Source organism: Pseudomonas mandelii (assembly GCF_002251635.1).
Classification (GTDB): Bacteria; Pseudomonadota; Gammaproteobacteria; order Pseudomonadales; family Pseudomonadaceae; genus Aquipseudomonas; species Aquipseudomonas mandelii_B.
Genome location: NZ_NMOJ01000042.1, coordinates 56,404 through 82,121 on the forward strand (window position 1 = coordinate 56,404; position 25,718 = coordinate 82,121).

Here is a 25,718-nt window from a genome sequence, read left to right on the forward strand (position 1 = left end):
GGGCTTCTGCATGAGAAGCACTGATCAGCTCGACGACTTTAATTTGCCACGCTTTATCCAGGCTCAAGACCCGGTGTTCAATCGGGTTCAAGAAGAACTGCGTGCGGGCCACAAACGCAGTCACTGGATGTGGTTCGTCTTTCCGCAGTTCGCCGGGTTAGGCGGTAGCGAGATGTCCCGGCACTTTGCCATTCGCTCCGTCGAGGAAGCCGTGGCTTACCTGAATCATCCGCTGCTGGGTTCACGACTGCGTAGCTGCACAGAACTGGTGCTGAGCATCAAAAAAAGCTCAATTGCCGGCATATTCGGCCATCCCGATGACCTCAAGTTTCACTCGTCCATGACACTGTTCGCCCAGATTGCGCCCCAGGGCAGTGTCTTCCACAAGGCACTGGATCAATACTTCCACGGCATACGGGATGACTGGACGCTGCAGCTGCTGGACTCAAAACAAGCCCAGTTGCCCACCAATCAAGGTTGAGAAGTCGTCGTCCACGAAGGGCAGAATCGCATCCGCCACCGGTTGCAATTGCCGGGTGACGTAATGATCGTAGTCGATGGGCGCGCTGCGAATCTCCAGCGGTTCGGGCCCGGCGACACTGATCACGTAGCTGATCCAGCCGCCGTTCTGGTATTGCCGGGGGCGGCCCTGCTGATCGTTGTAGTCATCGGCGATCCGCGCCGCACGGACGTGGGGCGGCACGTTGCGTTCATAGTCATCCAGGGTACGGCGCAGGCGCTTGCGGTAGATCAGGCGGTCGTCGAACTCGCCGGCCAGGGTTTTACGCACGTAGTCGCGCACGTAATCCTGATAGGGCTGGCGATGGAAGATGCGCTGGTAGAGTTCCTGCTGGAATTGCCGGGCCAGGGGCGACCAGTCGCTGCGCACGGTTTCCAGGCCTTTGTAGACCATTTCTTCGCTGCCATCGGCGCGCACGACCAAGCCGGCGTAACGCTTTTTACTGCCCTCCTCCGCGCCGCGAATGGTCGGCATCAGAAAGCGTTTGTAGTGGGTCTCGAACTGCAATTCCAGGGCGCTTTCCAGCCCGTATTCCTGTTGCACATGCTCGCGCCACCATTGGTTGACGTGGTCCACCAGCGCGCGGCCAATCTGCGCGGCCTCTTCCTGGCCGTGGGCACGACGCAGCCAGACGAAGGTCGAGTCGGTGTCGCCGTAAATCACCGTGTGCCCTTGGGCTTCGATCAACTGCCGGGTGCGCAGCATGATCTCATGGCCGCGCAAGGTGATGGACGACGCCAGGCGTGTATCGAAGAAGCGGCAGCCGCTGGAACCGAGCACACCATAGAAGGCGTTCATGATGATCTTCAGCGCTTGCGACAGCGGCGCGTTGTGCTCGCGCTTGGCGGTCTCGCGACCTTCGGCTACCCGCGCGACAATCGCTGGCAGGCAATGCCGGGTCCTGGAAAAGCGCGCACCGCGAAAACCCGGCACGGACTCGCTGTCATCGGGATGCTGCAAGCCTTCNATCAGNCCGACCGGGTCAATCAGGAAACTGCGGATGATCGACGGGTAGAGGCTTTTGTAATCAAGCACCAACACCGACTCGTACAACCCAGGTTGCGAGTCCATGACAAAACCGCCGGGGCTGGCCTGCGCGGGCTTGTTCCCCAGATTCGGCGCGACGAAACCCTGGCGGTGCATCAATGGCATGTACAGATGGGTGAACGCGGCGACGGAGCCGCCGTTGCGGTCGGCCGGCAGCCCGGTGACGCTGGCCCGTTCCAGCAGGAACTTGAGCAGCTCGGTCTTCTCGAAAATCCGCGTGACCAACTCGCAGTCCTTGAGGTTGTAGCGCGCCAGGGCGGGCTTGTCCTCGGCGAACATGCGGTTGATTTCATCCATGCGCTGGTAAGACGTGGAGATGTCCTTGCCTTCGCCAAGCAGGGTTTGCGCGACGTTTTCAAGGCTGAAGGATTCGAAACTCCAGGTAGCCGAACGCAGGGATTCGATGCCGTCGATGATCAACCGGCCGGCGGCCGAGGCGAAGTAATGGTTGCGACTGCCGTGTTCACGCCACTGCATTTCTTCACCGCCACGCCCCAGTTTCAGCGGCACGCCGAGCTGACGGGCGTGTTGGTGCAGCACGCGCAGGTCGAACTGCACGACGTTCCAGCCGATGATCGCGTCGGGGTCATGGCGGGCGAACCATTCGTTGAGCTTTTTCAGCAGCACGGTTCGCGAGTCGCAGTAGTCGAGCTGGAAATCCACCGCGCTGTCGTCCCCATTGGGTGGGCCAAGCATGTAGACCTGGCGCTCGCCGCAGCCTTCCAAGGCAATGGAATATAACTCGCCCTGAGCGGTGGTTTCGATGTCCAGGGACACCAGTCTGAGGTTGGGCCGGTAATCGGGAGCGGGTTTCATCTGCGCGTCGAGCAGCAGGCCTTCGTCGCCAGGCGTGCCACCAAACAGAACAGGCGCGGTAATGAACCGCTCCATCATGTAGCGTTCCGGCGGGCGCACGTCGGCTTCGAACATCTCGACGCCGGCTTTGCGCAGCGCGGTTTCCAGGCGCATCAACTGACCGTGCTGCTGGCAATACAGGCCGAGCACCGGGCGGTGTTCAAAATCCTGAAGGGCCAATGGCTTGAGCTCGACATTTTTTTCGCCGCGCAAAACAGCCTCGGCCTGCTCGCGCCGGGCCGCCGGGATAAATGCCACCGACGGTTGATGAGGCAGACGGATACGTTGGGGACCGGTATCGGTCGCCAGCCAGAACTCGACTTGCGTACCGGCCGGGGTGTCGCGCCAATGCCGGGTCAGGACGAAGCCCTGCTGTAAATCCACCACTGCAACCTCAAGATTTGATTCAGGCGACAATTCTACGCGTCATCGCGGGGGATAGCCCTCTCTGAGCTGAATGCAACCCCTGTGGGAGCGAGCCTGCTCGCGATGGCGGTGCATCAGTCGCCACTTGTATTGGCTGACCCTGTGCTATCGCGAGCAGGCTCACTCCCACAGGGGATTGAGTTCAGCCCATGGATCAGCGTAAAACTTCCGGTTAACTGAAGAAAATCCGCCGAATGACGTTTTTTGCGCGTTATCTGCCGCTTTCCGCCTTGCCCTCGGCGTCTGGGTCTACGATTCTTCAATAACAACGACAACACCTGAGAAGCCATCATGAAAACCGTCGCCCAACTGCTCAAGTTGAAAGATCAGAAAAATCAGGAAGTCCACCAGATCAAACCCGATCACATGGTGCTCGAAGCCCTGATGAAGATGGCCGAAAAGAACGTCGGCGCCTTGCTGGTGGTGGAGAATGACGAAGTGCTGGGCATCATCAGCGAGCGGGACTATGCGCGCAAACTGGTGCTGCATGGCCGTTCTTCGGTGGGCACGCCGGTTCGCGACATCATGGTGTCGCCGGTGATTACTGTGGACACCCATCAAACCGTCGATACCTGCCTGGGCATCATGTCCGACAGACGCCTGCGCCACCTGCCTGTGGTGGAAAACGGCAAGNTGATCGGCTTGCTGTCGATCGGCGACCTGGTCAAGGAAGCCATCGCCGAACAGGCTGAATTGATTCGTCAGTTGGAGCAGTACATTCGCGGCGAGTGATTCCAACACACCACATATCCCCTGTGGGAGCGGGCTTGCCCGCTCCCACATTTGATGTGTGGTGTTTTCAGGTTGGCCAATGCCGGGCGAAGACCGGTGCCAGGGTCGGGTGGCGGTCGATCCGTATCAGCCAGGCATAAAAACCGGGCCGGGCATTGCGCAGATGCTCGCGACTGCCCGCCCATCGCGTCACCACCGCCGCCAGCACATCCAGCGCACCTGGCGTCTCATCATCCAGATACAACTCGCCCGAGAACTGATCGGCAAACACCTCCCAACTCCAGTGCAACCGTCGACGGGCGCCGGCCATGAGATTTTCCATGGTTGATTGATTTGCCTCGATCAGCCAGCGCTCGGGGTAATCGATGATGCCGATGGCCGCGTAGCAATTGCTGACGATGTACACCAGGCCCCGGATCGCCTGATCACGCTCGGCGGGCGTGTTCGACAGCAGGTTCGACTCGGGAAACGCGAGCCCCAGATGAATCAGGATCGCCGCGCTTTCGGTGAGGATGCTGCCGTCGGGCAATTGCAAGGTGGGAATCTGCTTGAGCGGGTTGAGTTTCTCCAGGGCTTTGGCAGCCTCCGCAGACGACTCGACGTCGATGAAGCGATAAGGGATTTCGCAGAGTTCAAGGGCGGCCTCTATCGCGGCGGCGCCGGAGTTCTGGTGTCCGTAGAGCTGGTACATAAGCACCCCCCTTTCAAGAGTGTCTCTTTGTAGCATCTGATACTGACCATGCTGGAAAATTTCTTTTTATGCCACTGCATCCAAATCGCTTTCCGATGGGTAGTACCAATAGCAGCCCCTGAGGCTGCCGAGCAGATTACTCATTTACGGAGCACTATTCATGAACGCCAAACAGCTGATTTGCCTTGCCGGTTTGTTCGTCGCAGGCCCCATGGCCTACGCCCAGTCAGGTCTGCCCGACAGCATCAAGGTCCCGGACGGGCACAAGGTCGCCCTGGAAACCACCGGTGTCGGCGANATCACCTACGAATGCCGCGACAAAGCTAACGCTGCCGGCCAGACCGAATGGACCTTCGTCGGCCCCAAAGCGGTACTGAATGACCGCAGCGGCAAGCCAGTGGGCACCTACTTCGGCCCGCCGGCCACCTGGCAAGCCAAGGACGGTTCAAAGGTCACCGGCACCCAATTGGCGGTGGCGCCGTCGGGTGCGGGCAACCTGCCCTATCAGTTGGTCAAGGCCAACCCGGCCGAGGGCAAGGGTGCGATGACTGGCGTAAGTTATATCCAGCGGGTCGCCCTAAAAGGTGGCGTGGCCCCGAGCACTGAATGTTCGACGGCCAATAAGGGCAAGCAAGAAGTGGTGAAGTACCAGGCGGATTACATTTTCTGGGCAGCCAACTGAAACCAGGCCTGCAGGAATTTGGTCTACGCTGCTCAGCACTGGCCCCGGTCCAATGGCCCGGGGCTGCTGCCCATTATTGACGGCTGAGATCAGTGTCCTTACCCGAAACTCTTTTCGATTACGAAGCCCACATCGCCACCTGCGCCCGCGGTGAACGTCAGGCCCTGCGTGATTTGTATGTGCAGGAGAGTCCGCGCCTGCTGGGCGTTGCCAAACGCCTGGTGCGTGACACTGCGCTGGCGGAAGACATCGTCCACGACGCCTTCATCAAGATTTGGAAGGGCGCCGCGCAGTTCGACCCGGCGCGAGGGTCAGCGCGGGGCTGGATGTTCAGTTTGACGCGGCATCTGGCACTGAACTTCATCCGTGACAACAGCCGCGAAATTCAAGGCGATTTCGATGAGGTGGCCGACACGGCAACATTCGATGCTCAGGCTCATTCCGGGCGCATTCATCAATGCCTGGAACAACTGGAGCCCGCAAGGCGCGCCTGTATCCTGCATGCCTACGTCGACGGATATTCTCACGCTGAAATCTCACACAAACTCGGCACCCCGCTGGGCACCGTCAAAGCCTGGATCAAGCGGAGCCTGACGGCACTGCGGGAGTGCATGGGATGATCAGCAAACCAACGAATGAAACCCCGGAAGAACGCGACGAACTGGCCAGCGAATATGTGCTGGGCACGCTGTCGGCAGAGCTTCGCACCCAGGTCCAGCAGCGCCTGCGCGACGAACCTGAGTTACGGTCCGCCGTGGACGCCTGGGAGCGTCGCCTGCTCGGCCTGGCCGATCTGGCCGGACCTCACACGCCGTCACCACACCTTTGGCAGCGTATCGAGCGCAGCGTGAACAACGTGACTCGGCCACCTTCGCCGATCGCGGCTCAGTCTTTATCCTGGTGGAATCTGTTACCGCTCTGGCGCGGGCTCGCCGGTGCGGGGCTGGCGGCCACGTTGCTGCTTGGCGCATTGATGCTGACGCAAACCACCGTCAAGCCTACCTACCTGGTGGTGTTGGTCGGCCCTCAGGACAAGGCACCTGGTTGGGTGATCCAGGCCAGCAACCCGAGGGAAATCCAGCTGATTCCGCTGGGTGTCATTGAGGTCCCGGCCGACAAGGCGCTCGAGTTCTGGACCAAGGCCGACGGCTGGCAAGGACCGGTGTCTCTGGGGTTGGTCAAACCGGGACAGACTCTGTCGATCCCACTCGACAAATTGCCGCCACTGCAACCCAATCAGCTGTTCGAGCTGACCCTGGAAAATCCGCAGGGCTCACCGATCGGCAAGCCGACCGGGCCGATTCAATTCATCGGTCGCGCAGTGAAAGTCATCTGAGCGCGATCAACCGAGCGCCGCGATCAACTCCGCCGTCGTGACAATCGAGTGGGCATACGTCGGCCCGTTAATCTCATGCGCCGCGTGCATGGCCTCGGCACTGAAAGCGGCCGTGGCGTCGCGCACCAGCGTGACGTGATAGCCCAGTTCGGCGGCGAATCTTGCAGTGCTTTCGATGCACGTATTGGCGAGCATCCCCACCACCACGACCTTGTTGATCCCGTGCTGTTTAAGCAGGTAGTCCAGATCGGTGTTGGCAAAACCACTGCCACCCCAGTGCTCCTTGACGATCACGTCACCGGCCTGTGGCTGGAAGTCCGGGTGCCATTCCCCGCCCCAGGTTCCAGCGGCAAATACCTGCGCACGGCTGGCACCTTGCTGATAGGGGCTGGGGTGTTTCCAGCGCGCCAGTTCGTCGGGTTCGGCGCGGTGATGCGGAACATAGAAAATCTGGATGCCAGCCTTGCGAACAGCCGCCACCACGGTTTTCAGATTGGCCAGCGTGCCGACGCTGTCAGCCACCGGTTGAGCGCGGCCATGCAGTTTGCCGCCTTCGCTGAGGAAGTCGTTATAAGGATCCACCAGCAGCAGGCCGGTGTGCTCGGGAACACAGGAACTGGCATTCATGATCGACTCCTCGAAGGCAAAGGCACGCGCCAGCTAACCAGTGTAGAAGCGCCGATCCACCCCGCCGCCGCCATCCGACGACTGAACCATCACGCCCGCATGAGGGGTTTCGTGTCACCTATCAATGCCGTCGATGTTCAACATCACATCAATGAAGTTCTCATAAAAAATCCGCGGCGTAACATCGCCTCCATACCAAACAACTACCCCCCGGAGCACACCATCATGAAACGCCAAATCCTTCTCAGCATCGCTTTCTCGGTTTTTGCAGTTAACGCTTTCGCCGCTACCTCTGCTCACCCGGTTGTCGCTGAAGGCGGCTCGGATCGCTTGATCGAAAGCCGTGTGGCTGAGGGTGGTTCGGATCGTCTGATCGAAAACCGCGTCGCTGAAGGTGGTTCCGACCGTCTCATCGAAAACCGCGTAGCCGAAGGTGGTTCGGATCGTCTGATCGAAAACCGCGTTGCCGAAGGTGGTTCCGACCGTCTGATCGAAAACCGCGTNGCTGAAGGTGGTTCGGATCGTCTGATCGAGAAACGCGTTGCCGAAGGTGGCTCGGATCGTCTGATCGAAAANCGCGTTGCTGAAGGTGGTTCGGATCGTCTGATCGAGAANCGCGTTGCTGAAGGTGGTTCGGATCGTCTGATCGAGAAACGCGTTGCTGAAGGTGGTTCGGATCGTTTGATCGAAAACCGCGTCGCTGAAGGTGGTTCGGATCGTCTGATCGAAAACCGCGTCGCTGAAGGTGGTTCCGACCGTCTGATCGAAAGCCGCGCTGCATAAATGAATGGTTTTACCGCGGTACTCAATGAAAAACCCGGCCTCATCAGCCGGGTTTTTTTACGCCTGTATTTTGCAGCCGGTCACTTGCCCGCCCGCGTCATGCATCGCTGATAACGCTCATCAACCCGCTTGGCGAACCATGCTGTCGTGAGTTTGCGGGTGATTTTCGGGCTTTGCAGCACGATGCCCGGCAACACTGCACGAGGCAACGGTCGACCTTCCGCCTTCTCTGCCAGGTCGAACACCCGCGCATAGAGTTGGGTGTCCTCGAACTGAAAGTTTTTGCCCTCCTCCAATTGATCGCGAATGGTCGTGTTGCGCATGCCCAATTGCTTGCCAAGGCTGCGCACCGCCAGTTCCGTGGTGCCCGGCATGATCGCGTCGTAGCGCACCAGATCGCCATCCAGCGCCAAAGGGATGCCTGATGCTCGACTCACCGCGTTCTGAAACGCCGCATTGCGGCTGGCGTACCAACCGGCATTGAAATCGGCGAAGCGATACAGCGGTTGCTTGTAGCTCACCGGGTACCCAAGCAAGTGGGCAATGCCGAAGTACATGCCGCCGCGACGGCTGAACACTTCACGACGGATCGAGCCCTCCACCGGATACGGATAATCCCGTGCCTGTTGCTCGGCGAAGTCGATGCTGACCTGCATCGGCCCACCGGTGTGCACCGGGTTGAGCCCTCCAAACAAGGTCCGCCCCATGGGCACAATGCCGATGAAGTCATCGAAAATCGCGCTGAGTTCTTTTTCGCTGCGCGCCGCATTCAGCCGGTCACTGTAGCTTTTACCGTTGGATGAACTGACCTGCAGTGCACCGCTGACCAGCAGGCTGGGGATATGGACTTTAGCGGCACGACGGTCGATCTCTTCGCGGGCGATCTTGCCCAGGCCCGGCACGGGTGGGTCGACCTGGAAGGTCGACTCTTGCTCGGTGACCGCGAGTACCGAACACAGGTTTTGCGTGGAGGGATAGATGTTCTGCGCGGCAAAGGCGGCGTAGATGTCCGTGGCCCAGCCTTGGCGGTCAACGGTTTTCGCCGGCAGCAGGCGCACGATCTCAGCCTTGACCTCGGCGGGTTTGCGGGCCGGCAACTCCTGAGTGCGCTGGGTGCCGCAACCGGCCAACACCAGCAATGCCGCGATGCTCATGATCAATCGATTGGCTTGCATGGTGCTCCATCAAATCCGCTGGACCGGGTTAACCATACGATCAATGGCATGGCGCAGGCTATGACTCCTGCCGCAACGCCCCGTTCCCCTTGCCTTGCATCCCCCGCCACTTCGCGGTTGCGGGGCCTTTTCCGTTGGGCGGCCAGCCTTATCATATCCACGGGCTGGACCATACTTGAGCCACACACCGAGGAGGACAGGCTCATGAACCGTAGCGACGTGCTGATCGTCGGCGCCGGCCCGACCGGGCTGGTACTGGCGCTGTGGTTGAGCAAACAGGGAATTCGGGTACGGATTATCGACAAGACGTCGGCCCCCGGCACCACGTCCCGGGCGCTGGCAGTCCAGGCGCGGACGCTGGAGCTTTACCGTCAGCTCGACCTCAGCAATGCAGTGGTACAAAAAGGCCACCGGGTGGACGCGGCGAATTTCTGGGTGAAAGGCGAGCCCGTTGCGCGCTTGCCATTGACCGGCATCGGCGAGGGGCTGACGCCTTATGCGTTTCTCGAGATGTTCCCTCAGGATGAACACGAACAGCTGCTGATTGAACGCCTCGAAGGGTTCGGAATCAAGGTCGAACGCAGCACCGAACTGGAGGGTTTTGAGGAAACCGGCGATGGCATCAGCGCAAGGCTGCGCTTGCCCGACGGCCAGCAGGAAAGCTGTCAGGCGTGCTACCTGGCGGGTTGCGACGGCGCCCGGTCAATCGTGCGCAAGACCCTCGACACCGGTTTCCCCGGCGGCACCTACCAGCAGATTTTCTATGTCGCCGATGTGCAGGCCCAGGGCCCGACGTTCAACGGTGAACTGCACCTGGACCTGGATGAAGCGGACTTTCTCGCAGTGTTTCCGTTAGCCGGTAAAGGCCGCGCCCGCTTGATCGGCACCGTGCGCGACGAACGCGCCGACCGTCTTGAAACCCTCGGGTTTGCCGATGTCAGTAGCCAGGCCATCGAACATCTGAAGGTGCAGATTGATCAGGTGAACTGGTTCTCGACGTATCGTGTGCATCATCGGGTGGCGGATCACTTTCGCAGCGGTCGCGCATTTTTACTGGGCGACGCGGCCCACGTCCACAGCCCGGCGGGCGGCCAGGGCATGAACACCGGGATCGGCGATGCCATCAACCTGGCCTGGAAACTGGCGGCCGTCTTGAGCGGCGGCGCCACGGCCACGTTGCTGGACACCTACGAAAACGAACGCATCGCCTTTGCCCGCAAACTGGTGGCCACCACCGACCGGGTCTTCACGTTTGTCACCGCCGAAGGGCGCATGGCCGATTTGCTGCGCACCCGTCTGGCGCCGTTCCTGATCCCCAAAATGGCCTCATTCGAAACGTCCCGGGAGTTTCTGTTTCGCACGGTGTCGCAGATCACCCTCAACTATCGTGGAACAGCGTTGAGCACGGGTGTCGCCGGCCACGTTCATGGCGGCGACCGCCTGCCCTGGGCTCACGACGGTGAGGGGGACAATTTCGAATCGCTGAAGTGTCTGACCTGGCAGGTGCATGTGTATGGCGACACCAGTGACGAAATGATCGCCTGGTGCCACGAGCATCACCTGCCGTTGCACGTGTTCGACTGGCGGCCGGCGTTTGAAGCGGCGGGTTTGGGGCGTAACGGGTTTTATCTGTTGCGGCCGGATACGTATGTGGCGATTGCCGACAACTCGGCCGATCCGAAGGTGATTGAGCGGTACTTCAAGGAGCACAAGATCCGGCCGTTTTTCGGCAGCCGCTGAAGACACCCAAAATCCCTGTGGGAGCGGGCTTGCCCGCGATGGCGTNATGTCAGTCNACANATGCANTGACTGATCCACCGCTATCGCGGGCAAGCCCGCTCCCACAGGGATGAGTGCTAGCCGTCAGATCCCGGCCAGAGCCAGGTCCATCGCGAAGTAGGTAAAGATCAGATCCGCCCCCGCCCGCTTGATCGCGCCAAGGCTTTCACGCACCACACGGTCCTCATCAATGGCCCCGGCCTGCGCGGCNAATTTGATCATCGCGTACTCACCACTCACCTGATAGGCCGCCACCGGCAAGCGCGAGGCTTCGCGAATGTCGCGGATGATGTCGAGGTAGGCACCGGCAGGCTTGACCATCAGCGCGTCCGCGCCCTCTTGCTCGTCCAGCAGCGATTCGCGCACGGCTTCGCGGCGGTTCATCGGGTTCATCTGGTAGCTTTTACGGTCGCCCTTGAGGGCGCTGCCACCGGCTTCGCGGAACGGGCCGTAGAGGGCCGAGGCGAATTTGGTCGAATAGGCCATGATCGCGGTCTGGGTGAAACCAGCTTCGTCGAGGGCCCGGCGAATGGCCTGGACCTGCCCGTCCATGGCCGCTGACGGGGCAATCACATCCGCACCGGCACGGGCCGCCGCTACGGCTTGTTTGCCAAGGTTGATCAGGGTCTGGTCGTTGTCGACTTCATGGTTGTGCATCACGCCNCANTGGCCATGGTCGGTGTATTCGCAAAAGCAGGTGTCGGACATCACGATCATTTCCGGCACGGCNTCCTTGGCAATGCGCGACATGCGCGACACCAGACCGTTGTCACTCCAAGTGTCGCTGCCGCTGCTGTCCAGGTGATGGGACACGCCGAACGTCATCACCGANTTGATCCCGGCACGAGCAAAACGCTCGATCTCACCGGCCAGTTTCTTCTCTGGGATTCGCACCACACCCGGCATGCTGGTGATCGGTACGAAGTCGTCGATTTCTTCTTCGACGAAAATCGGCAACACCAGGTCGTTGAGGGTGAATTCGGTTTCCTGGAACAAGCCNCGCAGGCTCGCATTGCGGCGCAGACGGCGTGGACGTGCTTCGGGGAACTGACTGGACATGAGGGGGTTCCTGAAAAACGGAGGTCGAGACGAAAGTCGTAGGGGGCGAAGCTTATGCCCTGCGAGGCGCGGGGCACAAACCTCAGGTGCATAACAAACCCTTACCGGTCCGGCAATAATCGCGCATCCAGGATAAAACCCTGTGGGAGCGGGCTTGCCCGCTCCCACAGGGTTAAGGGTTAAAGCGTCAGGGTNAAAACCCTGTGGGAGCGGGCTTGCCCGCTCCCACAGGGTTAAGGGTTAAAGCGTCAGGGTGCCACTTATGCAGGTGACCACTGAACCGCCAATCCAGATCGCATCCTCCACCTGCTCCACCTGAATGCGCCCGGCGCGGCCCATGGTCAGGCCCTGGCTGACCACGTAGGTCGCCGGCGCCAGCCCCTCGGCAAGCAACCACTGCGCAATTCCGGCGTTCAAACTGCCAGTGGCCGGGTCTTCCGGCATGCCGTCGCCGGAGATGAACGCACGCACTTCAAACTGCGCGTCATCGCCATCGCGCTCGGGGTGCCATGGCGCGATCACGCCGACGGCCAGGCCCAGCATTTGTGAATGATCCGGTTGCAAATCCAGCACCTGACGGCGGTCCTCGACCATCACTGCCAACCAGCCGGCACCGTTATCGACCCACTGGGCCCGGACAATCGCCCCCGGTTCCAGTCGCAGCCCACGGCGCACGCGTTCGACGACGTCAGCGTCCACCGGCCCTGTCTTGATCAGTGGCGGCGCGAGAAAGGCCAGCTCCGCGCCTTGCTTGCGCACCCGCACCAGACCGACGCCGCACTCCTGAATGATTTCCTCGCCCTTGGGCACGCCACCGGCCTCAAGCCACGCGTGGCAGGTGCCCAAGGTCGGGTGACCGGCGAACGGCAACTCGTTGAGGGTGGTGAAGATCCGTACTCGATAGTCAGCGCGAGGGTCGCGCGGTTCGAGGATGAACGTGGTTTCGCTGAGGTTGGTCCAGGTCGCGAACGCCGCCATGCGTTCATCGCTGAGCCTGTCTGCGCCGAACACCACCGCCAACGGATTGCCCTTGAGCGCAACCCGGCTAAAGACATCCACTTGCTTGAAATCGAATGAGCTCATTGCCTGCCTTGGTCTTGAGAGAGTCGAAGAGATTTACTTGGGAATTTCCAGCCCGCGTATCACCGCCGGCCGCGCCAGGAAGCGTTCCAGCACGCGTGTGACATTGGGGAAATCCTTGATGCCCACCAGATCGCCTGCCTCATAGAAGCCGATCAGGTTACGCACCCACGGAAAGGTTGCAATGTCGGCGATCGTGTAGCGTTCGCCCATGATCCAGTCGCGCCCTTGCAGACGGCCATTCAGCACTTGCAGCAGGCGTTTGCTTTCGTCGACGTAGCGGTCACGCGGACGTTTGTCCTCGTAGTCCTTGCCGGCGAACTTGTTGAAGAACCCGAGCTGGCCAAACATCGGCCCGATGCCACCCATCTGGAACATCAGCCACTGGATCGTCTCGTAACGCGCCGCCGATTCCTGCGCCAGCAACTGGCCACTCTTGTCGGCAAGGTAAATCAGGATCGCCCCGGATTCGAACAACGGCAGGGGTTTGTCCTCTGGACCGTGGGGGTCGAGGATCGCCGGGATCTTGTTATTGGGGTTCAGCGACAGAAACTCGGGAGACATCTGATCGTTGGTGTCGAAGCCCACGCGATGGGGTTCGTAAGGCAGACCGATCTCTTCGAGCATGATCGACACCTTGACGCCGTTGGGGGTCGGCAAGGAGTACAGCTGGATCCAGTCAGGGTAGTGGGCTGGCCATTTTTGGGTAATCGGGAACGCGGACAGATCGGTCATGGGAAGCATCCACAGGGAAAACGTAAGCGCTGATCATAATGGAGGCGCCGGTTTTTTTGGTATCAATCCTGCTGATGAACAAGATCAAAACATTACAGTCTTTCTGCAGCGCCTCTACGTGTACCGTGTCCATAAATCCGCAACATCCTGTCGATAACCTCTACTCCAGCCCATGTAAGGTTACCGGTACATTGCGGTGCAGTCGCCGGAATCGAACCAAATGGGCTCAGAGGACTCTGAGAACTGCCCTTTCGGAAACGGACCGGCCCAACGACATGGAAAACACCCGATGCTGGGAGCTCGTGGTGTAAAGGTTTGTCAGCCTTAACCGAACGCGCTGAAGATCACTTATTAAATGATGAACCTTTTGAAATTCGTTAGTCGCTTCAAGCAACGCGCGTATATCGTCCTGCCCTCCCTGCTGGCGGTGAGCGCGTTGTTCTTGTCGCTGGAGTCCAGAGAGAGCCGCGCCCAACCGGCAGACGGCACGCAGACGTTGGTATTCCTGCGTCACGGTGAAAAACCGGTCGGCGGCCTCGGCCAGCTCAACTGCCAGGGCCTGAATCGCGCGATGAACCTGGCGAGCGTATTGCCGGAAAAATTCGGCAAGGCCAATTACGTATTCGCCGCCAACCCGACACGCAACGTCGAGGAAGGTGAACACGACAATTCCTACAGCTACATTCGGCCGCTGATGACCATCAGCCCCAGCGCCATCAAGCTCGGCCTGCCGGTGAATATCAAATTCTCAGCCAATGACACCAGCGCCCTCGCCGACGAGTTGGTCGAAGACAAGTACCACAACGCGNTCATCTATACCGCCTGGTCCCACGGTTACCTGCCCGAGCTGATCAACAAGGTCGCGGGAGATGCGGTCGGCAAGAAACAGAAGATCACCGAAGACTGGGAATCCAGCGACTACGACTCGCTGTTTGTGCTCACGCTGACCTGGCACAACGGCAAGGCGAGCCTGCAGAGCCATAGCTACAAGCAAGGGCTGGATAATGGGCGGGAGACGTGTCCGACTTAAGCTGTCGGGCCCCTTCCCGGCATTAAAGTCTATAGCGCCTGTTTGGGCCTCATCGCGGGCAAGCCCGCTCCCACAGGGATCTGTGGTGAACTAAAACCTTGTGGGAGCGGGCTTGCCCGCGATGAGGCCGGNANANNCAACCCATCACTGTCGGTTGATCTCCCACATTGGATCTCCGGCGCGACACAGATCCAGTGTGGGAGCGAGCCTGCTCGCGATGGGGCCAGAAAAACCGCCTCATCGCGGGCAAGCCCGCTCCCACAGGGATCTGTGGTGAACTAAAACCTTGTGGGAGCGGGCTTGCCCGCGATGAGGCCGGCAAAAACAACATTATCCTCGCTGCGTAGCACGCTCACGCAAGTACTCAAGAACCGCGCCCTGCTCCCCCGCGAACTCGATCCGTGCGCCTTTGCTTTCACGCTGGAAGGCGTACATCGGGTCGTAATACTCACGCAGCAACCCTTCGATCCACACCCGGTGCAAGTCCACCGCACCGCTGCGGGCCTGCTCCGCCAGCGCGTCTTCCATCAGGATCAACATCCGCCGGTGCCGTTCACCGCCCAGGCGCTTCTGAACGTTGTTCAAGCTTTCCAGCAGACGCTCGGAAAACAGCGCAAAACCTTCATCGCCGTGCACGCAGATGAACTCGGCACACAAGTCCACGACGTAATCACGCAAGATCCGTTCGACCCGTCCTTCCAGGCTGTCTTCCAACCAGACCATCGGATACTGCTGCATGCCCTGAAACAGCGGCAATGGCAACGCGCAGCTGCCGATCGCCCGGCTTTCGTCTTCCAGCACAAACTGCTCGATGCCGTGGGCCCGCTTCTTCAGCACGTCCACCGCCAGGCGGTTTTCGAAGTCGATGTTGGACGGTTGTGTCGTGGCGCGCTTGCCGAAGCTGGAACCGCGATGGTTGGCGTGCCCCTCAAGGTCCAGGGCGTTNNGCAGCTGCGTGAGCACCTCGGTTTTACCCGTGCCGGTCATGCCGCCCAGCAATACGAAATCACACTCGGCAACGGCCTGATCGACCGTGTCCAGTAAGAAGCTGCGCATGGCCTTGTAGCCGCCTCCGACACGCGGATAGTCGATGCCGGCCTCGTCCTTGAGCCACTGCTGGACGATCTGCGAACGCAAGCCGCCGCGAAAACAATACAAATAGCCCTCAGGGTGCGCCCGGGCAAAATCGGCCCAGGCCTGGATGCGTTCGGCCTTGATCTCGCCGGACACCAGTTGATGCCCCAGGGTGATCGCCGCTTGCTGGCCGTGTTGCTTGTAGCAAGTGCCGATCCGCTGCCGCTCGTGGTCGTTCATCAGCGGCAGATTGACCACACCGGGAAACGCGCCCTTGATGAATTCGATCGGCGCGCGGGTATCCATCATCGGCCGGTCGTTGAGGAAGATGTCGCGGTAGTTGGTGAAGTCGATTGACATCAAAACACCTCGACCGCGTTGATCTGTCGCTCGACCAGTTCACCGATTGGTTCAAGGGACAGCCCCAATTCGCTGGCCACTTTGAGGAATTGCTCGTTGCCTTCGGGCGTGACCGCCACCAGCAGGCCGCCGCTGGTCTGCGGATCGCACAGCACCCGTTTATGCAGTTCCTGCACGCGCCCGACCTTGCTCGCGTAACTGTCGAAATTACGCAGGGTGCCGCCCGGCACGCAGCCCTGGTCGAGGTAATACTCGACACCCGGCAGACGCGGCACGCGGTTGTATTCGATGCGCGCGGTCACGTTGCTGCCATCGGCCATTTCAACCAAGTGCCCCAGTAAACCGAAGCCGGTGACGTCGGTCATCGCCGTCACGCCGTCGAGCTTGCCGAAACGGCTGCCGGGTTTGTTCAGGGTGCACATCCAGTCGCGGGCCAGGCCGACATCCGCCTCGCGCAATTTGCCCTTCTTCTCGGCAGTGGTGAGGATGCCGATGCCCAGCGGTTTGGTCAGGTACAGTTTGCAGCCGGCGGTAGCGGTGTCGTTGCGCTTCATGTGGCGTTTTTCTACCAGTCCGGTCACCGCCAGGCCGAAGATTGGCTCCGGCGCATCGATGGAGTGCCCACCGGCCAACGGAATGCCCGCCTCGTCACACACCGAACGTCCACCGCGAATCACTTCCCGGGCAATCTCCGGCGCCAATACATTCACCGGCCAGCCGAGGATCGCAATCGCCATCAACGGGTCGCCCCCCATGGCGTAGATGTCGCTGATCGCGTTGGTGGCGGCAATGCGGCCGAAGTCAAAGGGGTCATCGACGATCGGCATGAAGAAGTCGGTGGTCGAGACCACGCCGCGTTCTTCGTCGATCGCGTACACCGCCGCGTCATCGCGCGAGGCGTTGCCGACCCAGAGCTTGGGGTCAAGATTCTGCGCCCCGCTGCCGGCCAGAATCACCTCCAGCACTTGCGGTGAAATCTTGCAGCCACAGCCGGCGCCGTGGCTGTATTGGGTCAGACGAATCGGCTCGCTCATGGGGGAATAACCTCGTGAAGACAATGCGGGCGAGTCTAGCATTGACGGTCAATCCAAGGCGTCAGTTCGCGNGCATTGACGGTCAATCCAAGGCGTCAGTTCGCGTATTTGACCAAGTCGACAATAAAAACCCTGATTTCGTCGATTTTTCATGGAATTGAAATAATTGGCATCTCTTGTGCAAACGTTTGCGAGTCGCTGATACAGACGTTTTCGCGACATAACCGCGCACGCCCGAAGAACCGGGCTTTTGATCCGCACGAAAAGGGACTTTTAATGCACCGCACGTCCAGCCGCGTGACTTGCTCGCGCACTCTTGCTGTTTCCTTGCTGCTGGCCAGCGTTACAGGACTACTCAGCAGCACCGTTTTGGCGCAACCCGCGCCCGCCGAAGAATCCGCCCAGGGCGAAACCCTGAGTCCCGAAGCCAGCCCGCCGAAAAAAGGCGTTTACCTGTCGGACTGGTTCAATCAGGACCTGACACTGATCGGCAGCAAAGACATCAGCTTCGGCCCCAAGCCGCAGGATGACGTCTATCTGGAGTACGAGTACTTCGGTCGCAAGGGCCCGTTCGAGTTGTACGGCTATATCGACGTGCCGAAGATTCTCGGCATCGGTAACAGTAATGACAAAGGCGCGTGGGACCATGGCTCGCCGGTATTCATGGAGCACGAGCCGCGCATCTCCATCGACTACCTGGCTGGTCGCAGCCTGGCCATCGGGCCGTTCAAGGAATGGTATGTGGCGTTTGACTGGATCTACGACCATGGCAGCAATAAGTCCAACCGCGCCAANACNCTTTACAGCGGCCTGGGCACCGACATCGACACCCACTCGCGAGTCAACTTGTCGGCGAACTTCTACGGGCGTTATCAGTGGGAAAACTATGGCGCGAGCAATGAATATTCGTGGGACGGCTACCGTGCACAAATGAAGTACATCGTGCCTATCAGCAGTTTCGATAACGGTGCGTCGCTGACCTACATCGGCTTCACCAACTACGATTTCGGCTCGGACCTGCACAAGGACAACCCGGCGCGCACCGCCAACTCGTTGGTGGCGACCAACGTGCTGCTGTATTCGTTTACCCACCTGCGCTTTACCCTGGTTGGCCGTTACTTTCACAACGGCGGCAACTGGGAGGACGGCAGCGAGCTGAACTTCGGCGAAGGCGATTTCCGCGCTCGCTCCAATGGCTGGGGTTACTACGCCGGCATCGGTTATCAGTTCTGAGGCTTGATTGAACCTGGAGGTTTTATGAATGCAATGACGCGTATTTCCCTGGCCTGTGCCACCCTGCTCTCTTCCACTGCCTGGGCGAGCGAAGCACCGATCCAGCCGAAAGTGATGCTGATCACCATGTTCGCCCCCGAGGCGCAGACCTGGATCGACCGCCTGGAACTCAAGCAGGAAGTACGCGTGCCGGGCCTGTCGGCTGAATACCCGGTGATTCGCTGCAACNCNCAGGATGTATGCCTGCTGGTGACCGGCATGGGCCAGACCAACGCCGCCGCGTCGACCCTGGCCTTGGCCTTGTCGCCCAAGTTCGACCTGCGCCAGAGCTATTTCCTGATCGCCGGGATTGCCGGTATCAGCCACAAACACGGGACCATCGGCACCACCGCGTGGGCGCATTACCTGGTGGAGTTCGGCACTCAGTGGGAACTGGATTCGCGAGACGTGCCGAAAGACTGGCCGACCGGTTACATCGGCATCAACACCAAAGGCCCCAACGAAAAACCGCCACTGGACTACAAGACCGAAGTGTTCGAGCTCAATCCGAAGTTGCAGGCCAAGGCATTCGCCCTGACCCACAACGTCCAGTTGAGCGAAAGCAAGGAATCGGCGGCATGGCGCCTGAAGTACCCGTCGGCCCCGGCCAATCAGCCACCGACGGTGACGAAGTGCGACACGCTGGCGGGCAACACCTGGTTTTCCGGGACGCGCTTGAGTGAACGTGCCGAGGTCTGGACCAAACTGTTCACCGACAACAAAGGCGAGTACTGCACCACCCAGCAGGAAGATAACTCCACCTACGAAGCGCTGCTGCGGGCAAGTCGCGAGGGCCTGGTGGATGTGCAACGCCTGGCGGTGGTGCGCGCGGGCTCTGACTTCGACCGACCGGCCCCGGGCCAGAGCGAAGTGGACAACTTGCTCAAGTATGCGGATCAGGGCGGGTTTGTGCCGGCACTGGAGAACCTGTACCGGACGGGGAATCCGTTGGTGCAGGAGATCTTGAACAATTGGTCGGCGTGGGAGAACGGTGTTCCCGAGGTTTGATCTGACAATCCAAAACCCTGTGGGAGCGAGCTTGCTCGCGATAGCGGTGTATCCGGCAACACAAATGTCGACTGACACTCCGTCATCGCGAGCAGGCTCACTCCCACATTTTGATTGGCGTTACGGCAACAAAATCACCTTATCCCCGGCACCTTGATTCACTTCTTCATACCGCTCCAACCCCTCCGCCAGCGGCGATTCAAACAACCCTTCCGGCAACGGCAGCAACCCTTGGTCAAAGAACTTGCCGAACTGATCGAGCATCGCCGCACACGCCTGGACGCCGTACAGCAACGAATTGATCCCCACCACCGAACCGCCCTTGCGATACAACGCCAGTGCCGGCAGTTGCACCAGGCCGTCTACCGGCGCCGCGATGATCGCGATGCGGCCGAACGCCGCGAGCGCCGGGACCGAGGCCGGTAGCCAGAAGCCGGTGGTGTCGAAAATCACGTCGGCGCCGCCGGTATACACGGCCTGCACCTGCGCCCCCAGGTCGTCCGGTTTATCCAGTTGCAGCGTCTGATACCCCTGCGCCTGCAGATCCTTGACCTGCTCGGGCCGCCGCGCCGCTGCCAGGACTTGAGCGCCGCGCACCTTGGCCAGCGCCAGCGCGGCACTGCCGACCGCCCCGCCGCCGATCACCAACAGCCGCGTTGCGGCCGTCACCAGGCTGCGCTCCAGTGCATCCCACGCCGTGGTGTACGGCACGCCGAGGCTGGCGGCCTGGGCGAAGCTCAGATGGGTGGGTTTGAGTGCCACGCCATTGGCCGGCAGTTTGACGAATTGCGCATGGGAGCCGTCGGCAAAAAAACCCAGTTCACGACCAGTGCCCCAGACTTCCTGACCGATCAGCGCCTGAGGCCCTTCAACCACCACACCGGCGAAATCCCGGCCGGGGATCCGTGGCAAGGTGGTGTAGGGAAACCGTCCCAGCACGTTCTTCACATCGCTGGGGTTGAGTCCGGCCGCCTTGATCTGCACCAGCACTTCATCGGCGCCGGGAACGGGGGTCGGGACATCGACATAACGCAAGGCCGAGAGGTCGCCGGTCTGGTCGAATTGCAGTGCTTTCATGGGAGTGTCCATCGCATAAAGGAAAGGGTTTCAGGAGACCCAGCCAGCCATCAGTTGCCGGCCCATGGGCCACAACTTTTCGCCGACGAGCATGCCCAGCAAGCCCACCAGGGCAATGGCCGGTGGGGCGGGCGAACGAAAATCCAGTGCGCCGTAGATCAGGCCGACGCCAAGACCAATGACCAGCGAGATGAGGTAGCTCATGGCAGACTCCGTGGGCAATCAAGGTATGCCCAAAGTCTAGAGCGAGGTTTCGGCGGGCATCGGCCAAGTGCTTCTGAATATCGGCCAAAGCGCCGATGCACGATGCACGATGCAATGCGAACTGTGCAGCAGCTGACGAAGCCTGCTGCTACACAGGTTTTGCTTATGGNCGCCGATGCACGATGCACGATGCAATGCGAACTGTGCAGCAGCTGACGAAGCCTGCTGCTACACAGGTTTTGCTTATGGCTGGACTTAATGTTGGCTCGCGCAGAACTGCGAAGGCGCGACACCCAGTTCCCGGCGGAACATGTCGCTGAAGCTGCTCGGCGAATAGCCCAGTTCGCGGGCAATCGTGCTGACCGGCACGCCTTGAATCAATTCCGCCGCCGCCGTCGCCAATTGCACCTGCCGCCGCCATTCGGCGAAGCCCATGCCCAGGCCTTCCTTGAACAGCCGCGCCAGGGTGCGCACGCTGGCACCGGCATTTTCCGCGTGCTGCTCAAAGGGAATGTCCAGCGAGGGCGCGGCCATGACGGCCTGACACAGGTGCATCAGGCGTCGGTCGGAATCATCCGGCAACGGGATTTTCAACAGCGAACGCCTGGCTCGCCTAAGCTCCAACAGCGCCAGGCCAACCAGCGCTTCGTAATACTCGGGCGCACCATCATCGCCCTGCTCCACCAGCCCGACGATCAGCTCACGCAGCAGCCCGCCGACTTCAATCACCTGAACACTGTCATCCAGCGTGGCCGCCAATGAGGGCCGCAGGTAGATGTTGCGCATCTGCAGGTCCGAGACCACGCGAATGCCATGTGGCACGCCCGGCGGCAGCCACACCGCCCGTTGTGGCGGCACCACCAACGCCTCATGGGGCGTTTCGACCCACATTACCCCGCTCATCGCGTACAGCAATTGGCCCCATTCATGCTCGTGGGGCTCGATGTACAAGCCGCGCGGGTAAGTGCGTGCCAGCGGTTGAACGGGCACATCGGTGTCACTCAGGTCTGGCGGGGCGGCGAGGGCCATGGGCAATGATCATTGGGGTTTTCAGGTCTTGCATGGTAACGGGCCACTCACCTTGTTGCCACCGGCGGCGGCCGTCTGACAATTCGAATGAATTTTCCGTTACCCAAACGATCCTTGTATTACCACAGGGAGGAATACGGGCTTTATGAACAACGCAAAACTTTTCGTCATTGAATACACCCTTCATGGCGCGCCAAAGTCTTTCATTATCCGCCTGGACAAAATGGACAACGCGGAGGCTTGGCACTGGGCCAGTTGTGATGCCGGGGTCGGACGAATCCCGCGCTTTGGCCGAGAGAAGGTGCAAAAAACCAGCAAGCCGCTGGCGGAAAAATTCGGCATCGAAAATGTGACGTGGCGACCGGCGGGTTGAGCATCACAGGGGGAAGTCACCCGACATTAAAAGTGGAGCCCGAGTGGCTCCACTTGATGTTGATGACCTATATGGCGTGTGCACACTTGCAACCCTTACTCGCACACGCCTCGCCATGTTCGTGGTGCTTGGCGCACGCTTCACAGCAATAGTGTTTGCCGTGACGCGCTATCGGGTGCTCGCCCAGTTTGCAAGAGCATTTGGGGCAGTCGCATTTACTGTCACTGTCGATCATGAGTCTGACTCCATGGGTGTGGTCGTCGCGTGCGGCAAATGCGCACCTCACTGATCAGTGTAGGAGCCCCTGCTNAAATCGGGGTTACTCGCTTCGGGTGCTGCTGCGATACATGAACAGCAACGCCAGCGCCAGGCACACCATCGCCAGCATCCGGCTGCCCGACAGTTCGATGGCCGGGTTACCGAGCCAGCCGAAGTTGTCGATCAGCATGCCCATGCCCAATTGCCCGACGATCACCGCCACCGTTGCCACTGCCGTGCCAACGNGGGGCACCGCGCCGACCATGACCATCATGTAGACCACCCCGAACAAGGCGCCGCTGAGCTGCCATTTCGGCACGTCCAGCAAGCTCACGGCATGGGCCGGTTCGAAAAACAGGATCAGCAACCCGGTGACCACCGCGCCCACGGCGAAGGTCAGCAGACTGCTGCGCAACACGCCGACGGTTTCGCCCAGACGCCCGTTGATCGCCGCCTGGATACTCAACACCGCGCCGGCGGCCACGACCACGGCCAACAAAATAATCAGATTCATCATCAACCCCGAGCAATCAGAACAAGTGCCGCGACAATCAGCAGCAACGCCAGCCAACGTTCACCGTTGACCTTTTTGCGGGCGGCGCCGAACCAGCCGAAGTGGTCAATCAACACACTCTTGCCCACCTGCCCCGACAGGATCGCGATCATCGTCATGGCGATACCGATGTGCGGTGTGGCGAGTGTCAGCACCACCACGTACATCGGCCCGAGGAACCCGCCGATCAACTGCCAGCGCGGCAAATTGTTGANGGCCGGNCCTTNTTGCGGGCCGCTGAACAGCAACAGCAGAAACAGAATCGCCGAGCCGACGCCGAAGATGCTCAACGTCGCCCACAAATGCCCGACCTGCACACCCAATGGCCCGAGCAAACCGGCCTCCACGGAAAGGCCCATGCCGGCGAGAATCACCAGAGGCAGCAGCAACAGCCGCAGCCCAGGTTTGGTCGCTGGCGCTGCAGCGATGTCGATTGAAGAAGATTGCATAAGGAAAACCTGTCCGTTATCAGATGAACACGCCCCACAAGGGGGCCGTTGTGGCGGGCATTATCGGCTGGCGATCCTTTGCGATANATAAGGAAAACCTGTCCGTTATCAGATGAACACGCCCCACAAGGGGGCCGTTGTGGCGGGCATTATCGGCTGGCGATCCTTTGCGATAAATGGGAGCATCCCGACAACACTTTTGCGTAACTCGCACAGTAGGATCGATCATGCACGGCCTCAACGAGCTCGGATTCAAGGCACTTCGGCTGTTTGTCGCGGTGCTCGACCATGGCAGCTTCTCCGAAGTCGCACGCCGCGAGAGCCTGGCGCCCTCCTCGATCTCGCGGCAGATCCAGCTGATGGAACAGGCACTCGGCCAACAATTGCTCTACCGCCACACGCGCGCCGTCACGCCCACCGAAGCGGGACGCATGCTCGGCCATCACGCGCGGCTGGTGCTGGTGCAACTGGAGGAAGCCGAACAGGCCTTGCAGGAACAGGAAAGCGAACCCNGCGGGCTGGTGCGGATCAATGCGCCAGTGGTCTTTGGGCAACGGCATCTGACGCCGTGGCTGGGGCTGTTGTGCGAGCGCTATCCGAAACTGCAACTGGATATCCAGCAGACCGACAGCTACGTCGACCCGTTGCAGGAAGGTGCCGATTTGCTGTTTCGCATTGGCCCGCTGCACGATTCGAGCATGCAGGCGCGGATCCTGGCGCCCCATCGCTTTCAAGTCGCGGCCAGCCCGGCCTACCTCAAACGCCATGGCACGCCGCACCATCCTGAAGAACTGGCGGCGCATCAGTGCCTGGCCTACAAGGGCGTGGCCGGGCAGCAGCGCTGGTTTTTCCGCAAGGACCCGCAGGACTGGACGCCCTACTCCGTCAAAGGCCCGATCACCGGCAACCACGCCGACACGCTCACGCAAGCCGCCGAACAAGGCCTGGGGTTGGTGATGTTTCCGTCGTGGCTGATCGGCGAAGCGGTGCGCAACGGCACGCTGGTGCCGGTGCTGGGGGAGTATCAGGTGTCCAACAGCCTCGAACCGCAGCAGATTGCGGTGCTGTGGCCAGGCAGCCGACGGTTGTCGGTGAAGGTGCGCACGGTGATTGATTTCTTCGTTGAATGCTTCGGATCGGTGCCCTACTGGGACAGGCCCTGACACCACATAACCTTGCTCGCGATAGCGGTTGATCAGTCACATTGATGCTGGATGTGCTCGCTCCCACAGGTTCAGTGCTTGCCTCCAATATTTCGCAAATAAAGTCAGATGCGGAACTGGCCGACCAGTTTGCCCAGGCGCTGACCGAGATCGGCGAGGCTGCGTGAGGTCTGGGCACCGAGTTGGGTTTCATCGGCCACGCTGTCCACCGCCACGGCGATTTGATGCACGCTGCGGTTGATCTCTTCGGCCACGGCGGTCTGTTCTTCCGCCGCGCTGGCAATCTGCGCGTTCATGGAATTAATGGTGCCGATCAATTGGGCCATGGTGTCCAGCGACGCCCCGGCTTCGTTGGCCCGGGCCGAGGTACCGTCGCCCGCATCGCTGGAGCGGCGCATCGCTTCCACCGCCGATTGGGTCCCGGCCTGCAAGCGATCGATCATGCCCTGGATTTCCTGGGTGCTGATCTGCGTGCGACTGGCCAGCGCCCGCACTTCGTCGGCCACCACCGCAAAACCACGACCCGCTTCACCGGCACGCGCGGCTTCAATGGCGGCGTTGAGCGCCAGCAGATTGGTCTGCTCGGCAATCGAGCGGATCACGCCAAGCACGCTGACAATCGACGACACGTCCTGTTGCAGGCTGTCGAGGGACACGCCGCTGCTGCGAATATCGTTCACCAGCGCATGGATCTGCGCGATGCTGCCGTCCACCACACGCTTGGCGGCCTGGCCTTCCACGTCAGTTTGCTGCGCCGCCACCGNCGCGTTTTGCGCACTCTTCGCCACTTCCTGAGCCGCCGCCGACATTTCGTTGATCGCCGTGGCGACCTGATCGGTCTCGTGGCGCTGACGCTCCATGGCCTGGTCCGAGCGCTGTGCCTGGTCCGATACCTGACTCACCAGGCCGGTGAGTTGCGCAGTCATCTCGGTGATCTGGCGCACCAGGCCGTGGATCTTGTCGACAAAACGGTTGAATGCGCCGGCCAGATCGCCCAGTTCGTCCTGGCTGGTAATGGCCAGGCGGCGGGTCAAGTCGCCCTCGCCCGCCGCGATATCGTCGAGGTTGGCTTTCATCAGGTTCAGCGGGCGCAGGATGGTATTGGCCGTCACCATACCCACGGCGGCGATCACCAGCAGCATCACTGCGGCGATACCGGCGATGGTCAGCACCACGCCTTCCATGCGCTCCTGGACCTTGGCCTGGACCAGCGCGACTTGCGCTTCGATACCGTCGAGGTTCACCGACGTACCGACCGCCATGTCCCATTTCGGCAGGTACTCGGTGTAACCCAGCTTGGGCACCAA

28 protein-coding genes and 1 pseudogene are annotated in these 25,718 nt (G+C 60.5%); 12 read left to right on the forward strand and 17 right to left on the reverse strand.

Annotation, left to right across the window (positions count from 1 at the left end; genetic code table 11):
* The first annotated feature begins 10 nt into the window (after positions 1-10).
* A complete protein-coding gene (locus tag B7L09_RS06265) occupies positions 11-481 on the forward strand; it encodes a DUF1810 domain-containing protein (RefSeq protein WP_094468175.1) in 471 nt (156 codons plus the stop codon).
* Here the strand turns inward: B7L09_RS06265 and B7L09_RS06270 are convergent.
* Entirely contained in the window at positions 446-2,806 is a 2,361-nt protein-coding gene (locus tag B7L09_RS06270) for a DNA polymerase II (RefSeq protein WP_094468200.1), read from the reverse strand. The two genes, B7L09_RS06265 and B7L09_RS06270, sit on opposite strands and share 36 nt — an antisense overlap.
* A 333-nt stretch (positions 2,807-3,139) precedes the next feature.
* Here B7L09_RS06270 and B7L09_RS06275 point away from each other — a divergent pair, with 333 nt between their 5' ends.
* Positions 3,140-3,580, forward strand: coding sequence for a CBS domain-containing protein (locus tag B7L09_RS06275; protein ID WP_094468176.1), 441 nt, complete (start codon positions 3,140-3,142; stop codon positions 3,578-3,580).
* Between the two features lie 67 nt (positions 3,581-3,647).
* On the opposite strand, the gene B7L09_RS06280 is transcribed toward B7L09_RS06275, so the two are convergent.
* Positions 3,648-4,271, reverse strand: a complete 624-nt coding sequence (locus tag B7L09_RS06280; RefSeq protein ID WP_094468177.1) for a glutathione S-transferase — start codon at positions 4,269-4,271, stop codon at positions 3,648-3,650.
* Positions 4,272-4,431: 160 nt separating this feature from the next.
* On the opposite strand from B7L09_RS06280, the gene B7L09_RS06285 reads away from it, so the two are divergent.
* The 3 genes from B7L09_RS06285 to B7L09_RS06295 all read left to right on the forward strand — a co-directional run bounded on the left by B7L09_RS06285 (position 4,432) and on the right by B7L09_RS06295 (position 6,289).
* Positions 4,432-4,953, forward strand: coding sequence for a DUF3455 domain-containing protein (locus tag B7L09_RS06285; protein WP_094468178.1), 522 nt, complete (start codon positions 4,432-4,434; stop codon positions 4,951-4,953).
* Positions 4,954-5,045: 92 nt separating this feature from the next.
* Positions 5,046-5,573: a sigma-70 family RNA polymerase sigma factor gene (locus B7L09_RS06290; RefSeq protein ID WP_094468179.1), complete on the forward strand. Its 528-nt coding sequence runs from the start codon at positions 5,046-5,048 to the stop codon at positions 5,571-5,573.
* Complete coding sequence (locus B7L09_RS06295) at positions 5,570-6,289, forward strand: anti-sigma factor (RefSeq protein ID WP_094468180.1); 720 nt, start codon at positions 5,570-5,572, stop codon at positions 6,287-6,289. The genes B7L09_RS06290 and B7L09_RS06295 overlap by 4 nt, the downstream gene beginning before the upstream one ends.
* Before the next feature lie 6 nt (positions 6,290-6,295).
* Here the strand turns inward: B7L09_RS06295 and B7L09_RS06300 are convergent, their stop codons facing one another.
* Positions 6,296-6,916: a cysteine hydrolase family protein gene (locus B7L09_RS06300; protein WP_094468181.1), complete on the reverse strand. Its 621-nt coding sequence runs from the start codon at positions 6,914-6,916 to the stop codon at positions 6,296-6,298.
* Between the two features lie 225 nt (positions 6,917-7,141).
* Here B7L09_RS06300 and B7L09_RS06305 point away from each other — a divergent pair, with 225 nt between their 5' ends.
* On the forward strand, positions 7,142-7,699 hold the full coding sequence (locus tag B7L09_RS06305) for a phage infection protein (protein ID WP_094468182.1): 558 nt from the start codon (positions 7,142-7,144) through the stop codon (positions 7,697-7,699).
* An 80-nt stretch (positions 7,700-7,779) separates the two neighbouring features.
* Here B7L09_RS06305 and B7L09_RS06310 read toward each other — a convergent pair whose 3' ends face one another.
* Positions 7,780-8,874 carry a DUF1615 domain-containing protein gene (locus B7L09_RS06310; RefSeq protein WP_094468183.1) on the reverse strand — a complete coding sequence of 365 codons (1,095 nt, stop codon included), beginning with the start codon at positions 8,872-8,874 and terminating at the stop codon, positions 7,780-7,782.
* Positions 8,875-9,078: 204 nt separating this feature from the next.
* Here B7L09_RS06310 and B7L09_RS06315 point away from each other — a divergent pair, with 204 nt between their 5' ends.
* Positions 9,079-10,614 carry an FAD-dependent oxidoreductase gene (locus B7L09_RS06315; protein WP_094468184.1) on the forward strand — a complete coding sequence of 512 codons (1,536 nt, stop codon included), beginning with the start codon at positions 9,079-9,081 and terminating at the stop codon, positions 10,612-10,614.
* Positions 10,615-10,737: 123 nt separating this feature from the next.
* Here the strand turns inward: B7L09_RS06315 and hemB are convergent, their stop codons facing one another.
* From hemB to B7L09_RS06330, 3 genes are all read right to left on the reverse strand, one after another.
* Positions 10,738-11,712 carry a porphobilinogen synthase gene (gene hemB, locus B7L09_RS06320; RefSeq protein WP_094468185.1) on the reverse strand — a complete coding sequence of 325 codons (975 nt, stop codon included), beginning with the start codon at positions 11,710-11,712 and terminating at the stop codon, positions 10,738-10,740.
* A gap of 240 nt (positions 11,713-11,952) precedes the next feature.
* The gene (locus tag B7L09_RS06325; RefSeq protein WP_094468186.1) at positions 11,953-12,795 is read right to left on the reverse strand and encodes a PhzF family phenazine biosynthesis protein; all 843 of its coding nucleotides are present in this window, start codon (positions 12,793-12,795) and stop codon (positions 11,953-11,955) included.
* 33 nt (positions 12,796-12,828) lie between these two features.
* Complete coding sequence (locus tag B7L09_RS06330) at positions 12,829-13,527, reverse strand: glutathione S-transferase family protein (protein ID WP_094468187.1); 699 nt, start codon at positions 13,525-13,527, stop codon at positions 12,829-12,831.
* A 355-nt stretch (positions 13,528-13,882) separates the two neighbouring features.
* On the opposite strand from B7L09_RS06330, the gene B7L09_RS06335 reads away from it, so the two are divergent.
* On the forward strand, positions 13,883-14,557 hold the full coding sequence (locus B7L09_RS06335; protein ID WP_094468188.1) for a histidine phosphatase family protein: 675 nt from the start codon (positions 13,883-13,885) through the stop codon (positions 14,555-14,557).
* Between the two features lie 330 nt (positions 14,558-14,887).
* Here the strand turns inward: B7L09_RS06335 and mnmH are convergent, their stop codons facing one another.
* Positions 14,888-15,991 carry a tRNA 2-selenouridine(34) synthase MnmH gene (mnmH, locus tag B7L09_RS06340; RefSeq protein WP_094468189.1) on the reverse strand — a complete coding sequence of 368 codons (1,104 nt, stop codon included), beginning with the start codon at positions 15,989-15,991 and terminating at the stop codon, positions 14,888-14,890.
* A complete protein-coding gene (gene selD, locus B7L09_RS06345; protein ID WP_094468190.1) occupies positions 15,991-17,025 on the reverse strand; it encodes a selenide, water dikinase SelD in 1,035 nt (344 codons plus the stop codon). The genes mnmH and selD overlap by 1 nt, the downstream gene beginning before the upstream one ends.
* Before the next feature lie 276 nt (positions 17,026-17,301).
* On the opposite strand from selD, the gene B7L09_RS06350 reads away from it, so the two are divergent.
* Both B7L09_RS06350 and B7L09_RS06355 read left to right on the forward strand, forming a co-directional pair.
* Positions 17,302-18,258 carry a nucleoside-specific channel-forming protein Tsx gene (locus B7L09_RS06350; protein ID WP_094468191.1) on the forward strand — a complete coding sequence of 319 codons (957 nt, stop codon included), beginning with the start codon at positions 17,302-17,304 and terminating at the stop codon, positions 18,256-18,258.
* Between the two features lie 24 nt (positions 18,259-18,282).
* Positions 18,283-19,305, forward strand: coding sequence for a purine-nucleoside phosphorylase (locus tag B7L09_RS06355; RefSeq protein ID WP_094468192.1), 1,023 nt, complete (start codon positions 18,283-18,285; stop codon positions 19,303-19,305).
* 120 nt (positions 19,306-19,425) lie between these two features.
* On the opposite strand, the gene B7L09_RS06360 is transcribed toward B7L09_RS06355, so the two are convergent.
* The 3 genes from B7L09_RS06360 to B7L09_RS06370 all read right to left on the reverse strand — a co-directional run bounded on the left by B7L09_RS06360 (position 19,426) and on the right by B7L09_RS06370 (position 21,615).
* Positions 19,426-20,382 carry a quinone oxidoreductase family protein gene (locus tag B7L09_RS06360; protein WP_094468193.1) on the reverse strand — a complete coding sequence of 319 codons (957 nt, stop codon included), beginning with the start codon at positions 20,380-20,382 and terminating at the stop codon, positions 19,426-19,428.
* A gap of 30 nt (positions 20,383-20,412) precedes the next feature.
* Entirely contained in the window at positions 20,413-20,586 is a 174-nt protein-coding gene (locus B7L09_RS06365; protein ID WP_094468194.1) for a DUF1427 family protein, read from the reverse strand.
* Between the two features lie 255 nt (positions 20,587-20,841).
* A complete protein-coding gene (locus tag B7L09_RS06370; RefSeq protein ID WP_094468195.1) occupies positions 20,842-21,615 on the reverse strand; it encodes an AraC family transcriptional regulator in 774 nt (257 codons plus the stop codon).
* 145 nt (positions 21,616-21,760) lie between these two features.
* Here B7L09_RS06370 and B7L09_RS06375 point away from each other — a divergent pair, with 145 nt between their 5' ends.
* Entirely contained in the window at positions 21,761-21,988 is a 228-nt protein-coding gene (locus tag B7L09_RS06375) for a DUF6555 family protein (RefSeq protein WP_010458578.1), read from the forward strand.
* A 67-nt stretch (positions 21,989-22,055) separates the two neighbouring features.
* On the opposite strand, the gene B7L09_RS06380 is transcribed toward B7L09_RS06375, so the two are convergent.
* From B7L09_RS06380 to B7L09_RS06390, 3 genes are all read right to left on the reverse strand, one after another.
* Entirely contained in the window at positions 22,056-22,223 is a 168-nt protein-coding gene (locus B7L09_RS06380; protein ID WP_094468196.1) for a metallothionein, read from the reverse strand.
* A gap of 84 nt (positions 22,224-22,307) precedes the next feature.
* Positions 22,308-22,760 carry a DMT family transporter gene (locus tag B7L09_RS06385; protein ID WP_094468201.1) on the reverse strand — a complete coding sequence of 151 codons (453 nt, stop codon included), beginning with the start codon at positions 22,758-22,760 and terminating at the stop codon, positions 22,308-22,310.
* Between the two features lie 2 nt (positions 22,761-22,762).
* Entirely contained in the window at positions 22,763-23,248 is a 486-nt protein-coding gene (locus tag B7L09_RS06390) for a DMT family transporter (RefSeq protein ID WP_094468197.1), read from the reverse strand.
* Between the two features lie 227 nt (positions 23,249-23,475).
* Between B7L09_RS06390 and B7L09_RS06395 the strand changes: the two genes are divergently transcribed.
* Positions 23,476-24,411 (forward strand): LysR family transcriptional regulator, encoded by a 936-nt coding sequence (locus tag B7L09_RS06395; protein WP_094468198.1) that lies wholly within the window; start codon positions 23,476-23,478, stop codon positions 24,409-24,411.
* Between the two features lie 104 nt (positions 24,412-24,515).
* Here B7L09_RS06395 and B7L09_RS06400 read toward each other — a convergent pair whose 3' ends face one another.
* Both B7L09_RS06400 and B7L09_RS32745 read right to left on the reverse strand, forming a co-directional pair.
* Positions 24,516-25,337 (reverse strand): methyl-accepting chemotaxis protein, encoded by an 822-nt coding sequence (locus tag B7L09_RS06400; RefSeq protein WP_438269294.1) that lies wholly within the window; start codon positions 25,335-25,337, stop codon positions 24,516-24,518.
* A gap of 84 nt (positions 25,338-25,421) precedes the next feature.
* Positions 25,422-25,673, reverse strand: a pseudogene (locus B7L09_RS32745) (methyl-accepting chemotaxis protein); the annotation flags it as partial.
* Positions 25,674-25,718 lie beyond the last annotated feature (45 nt).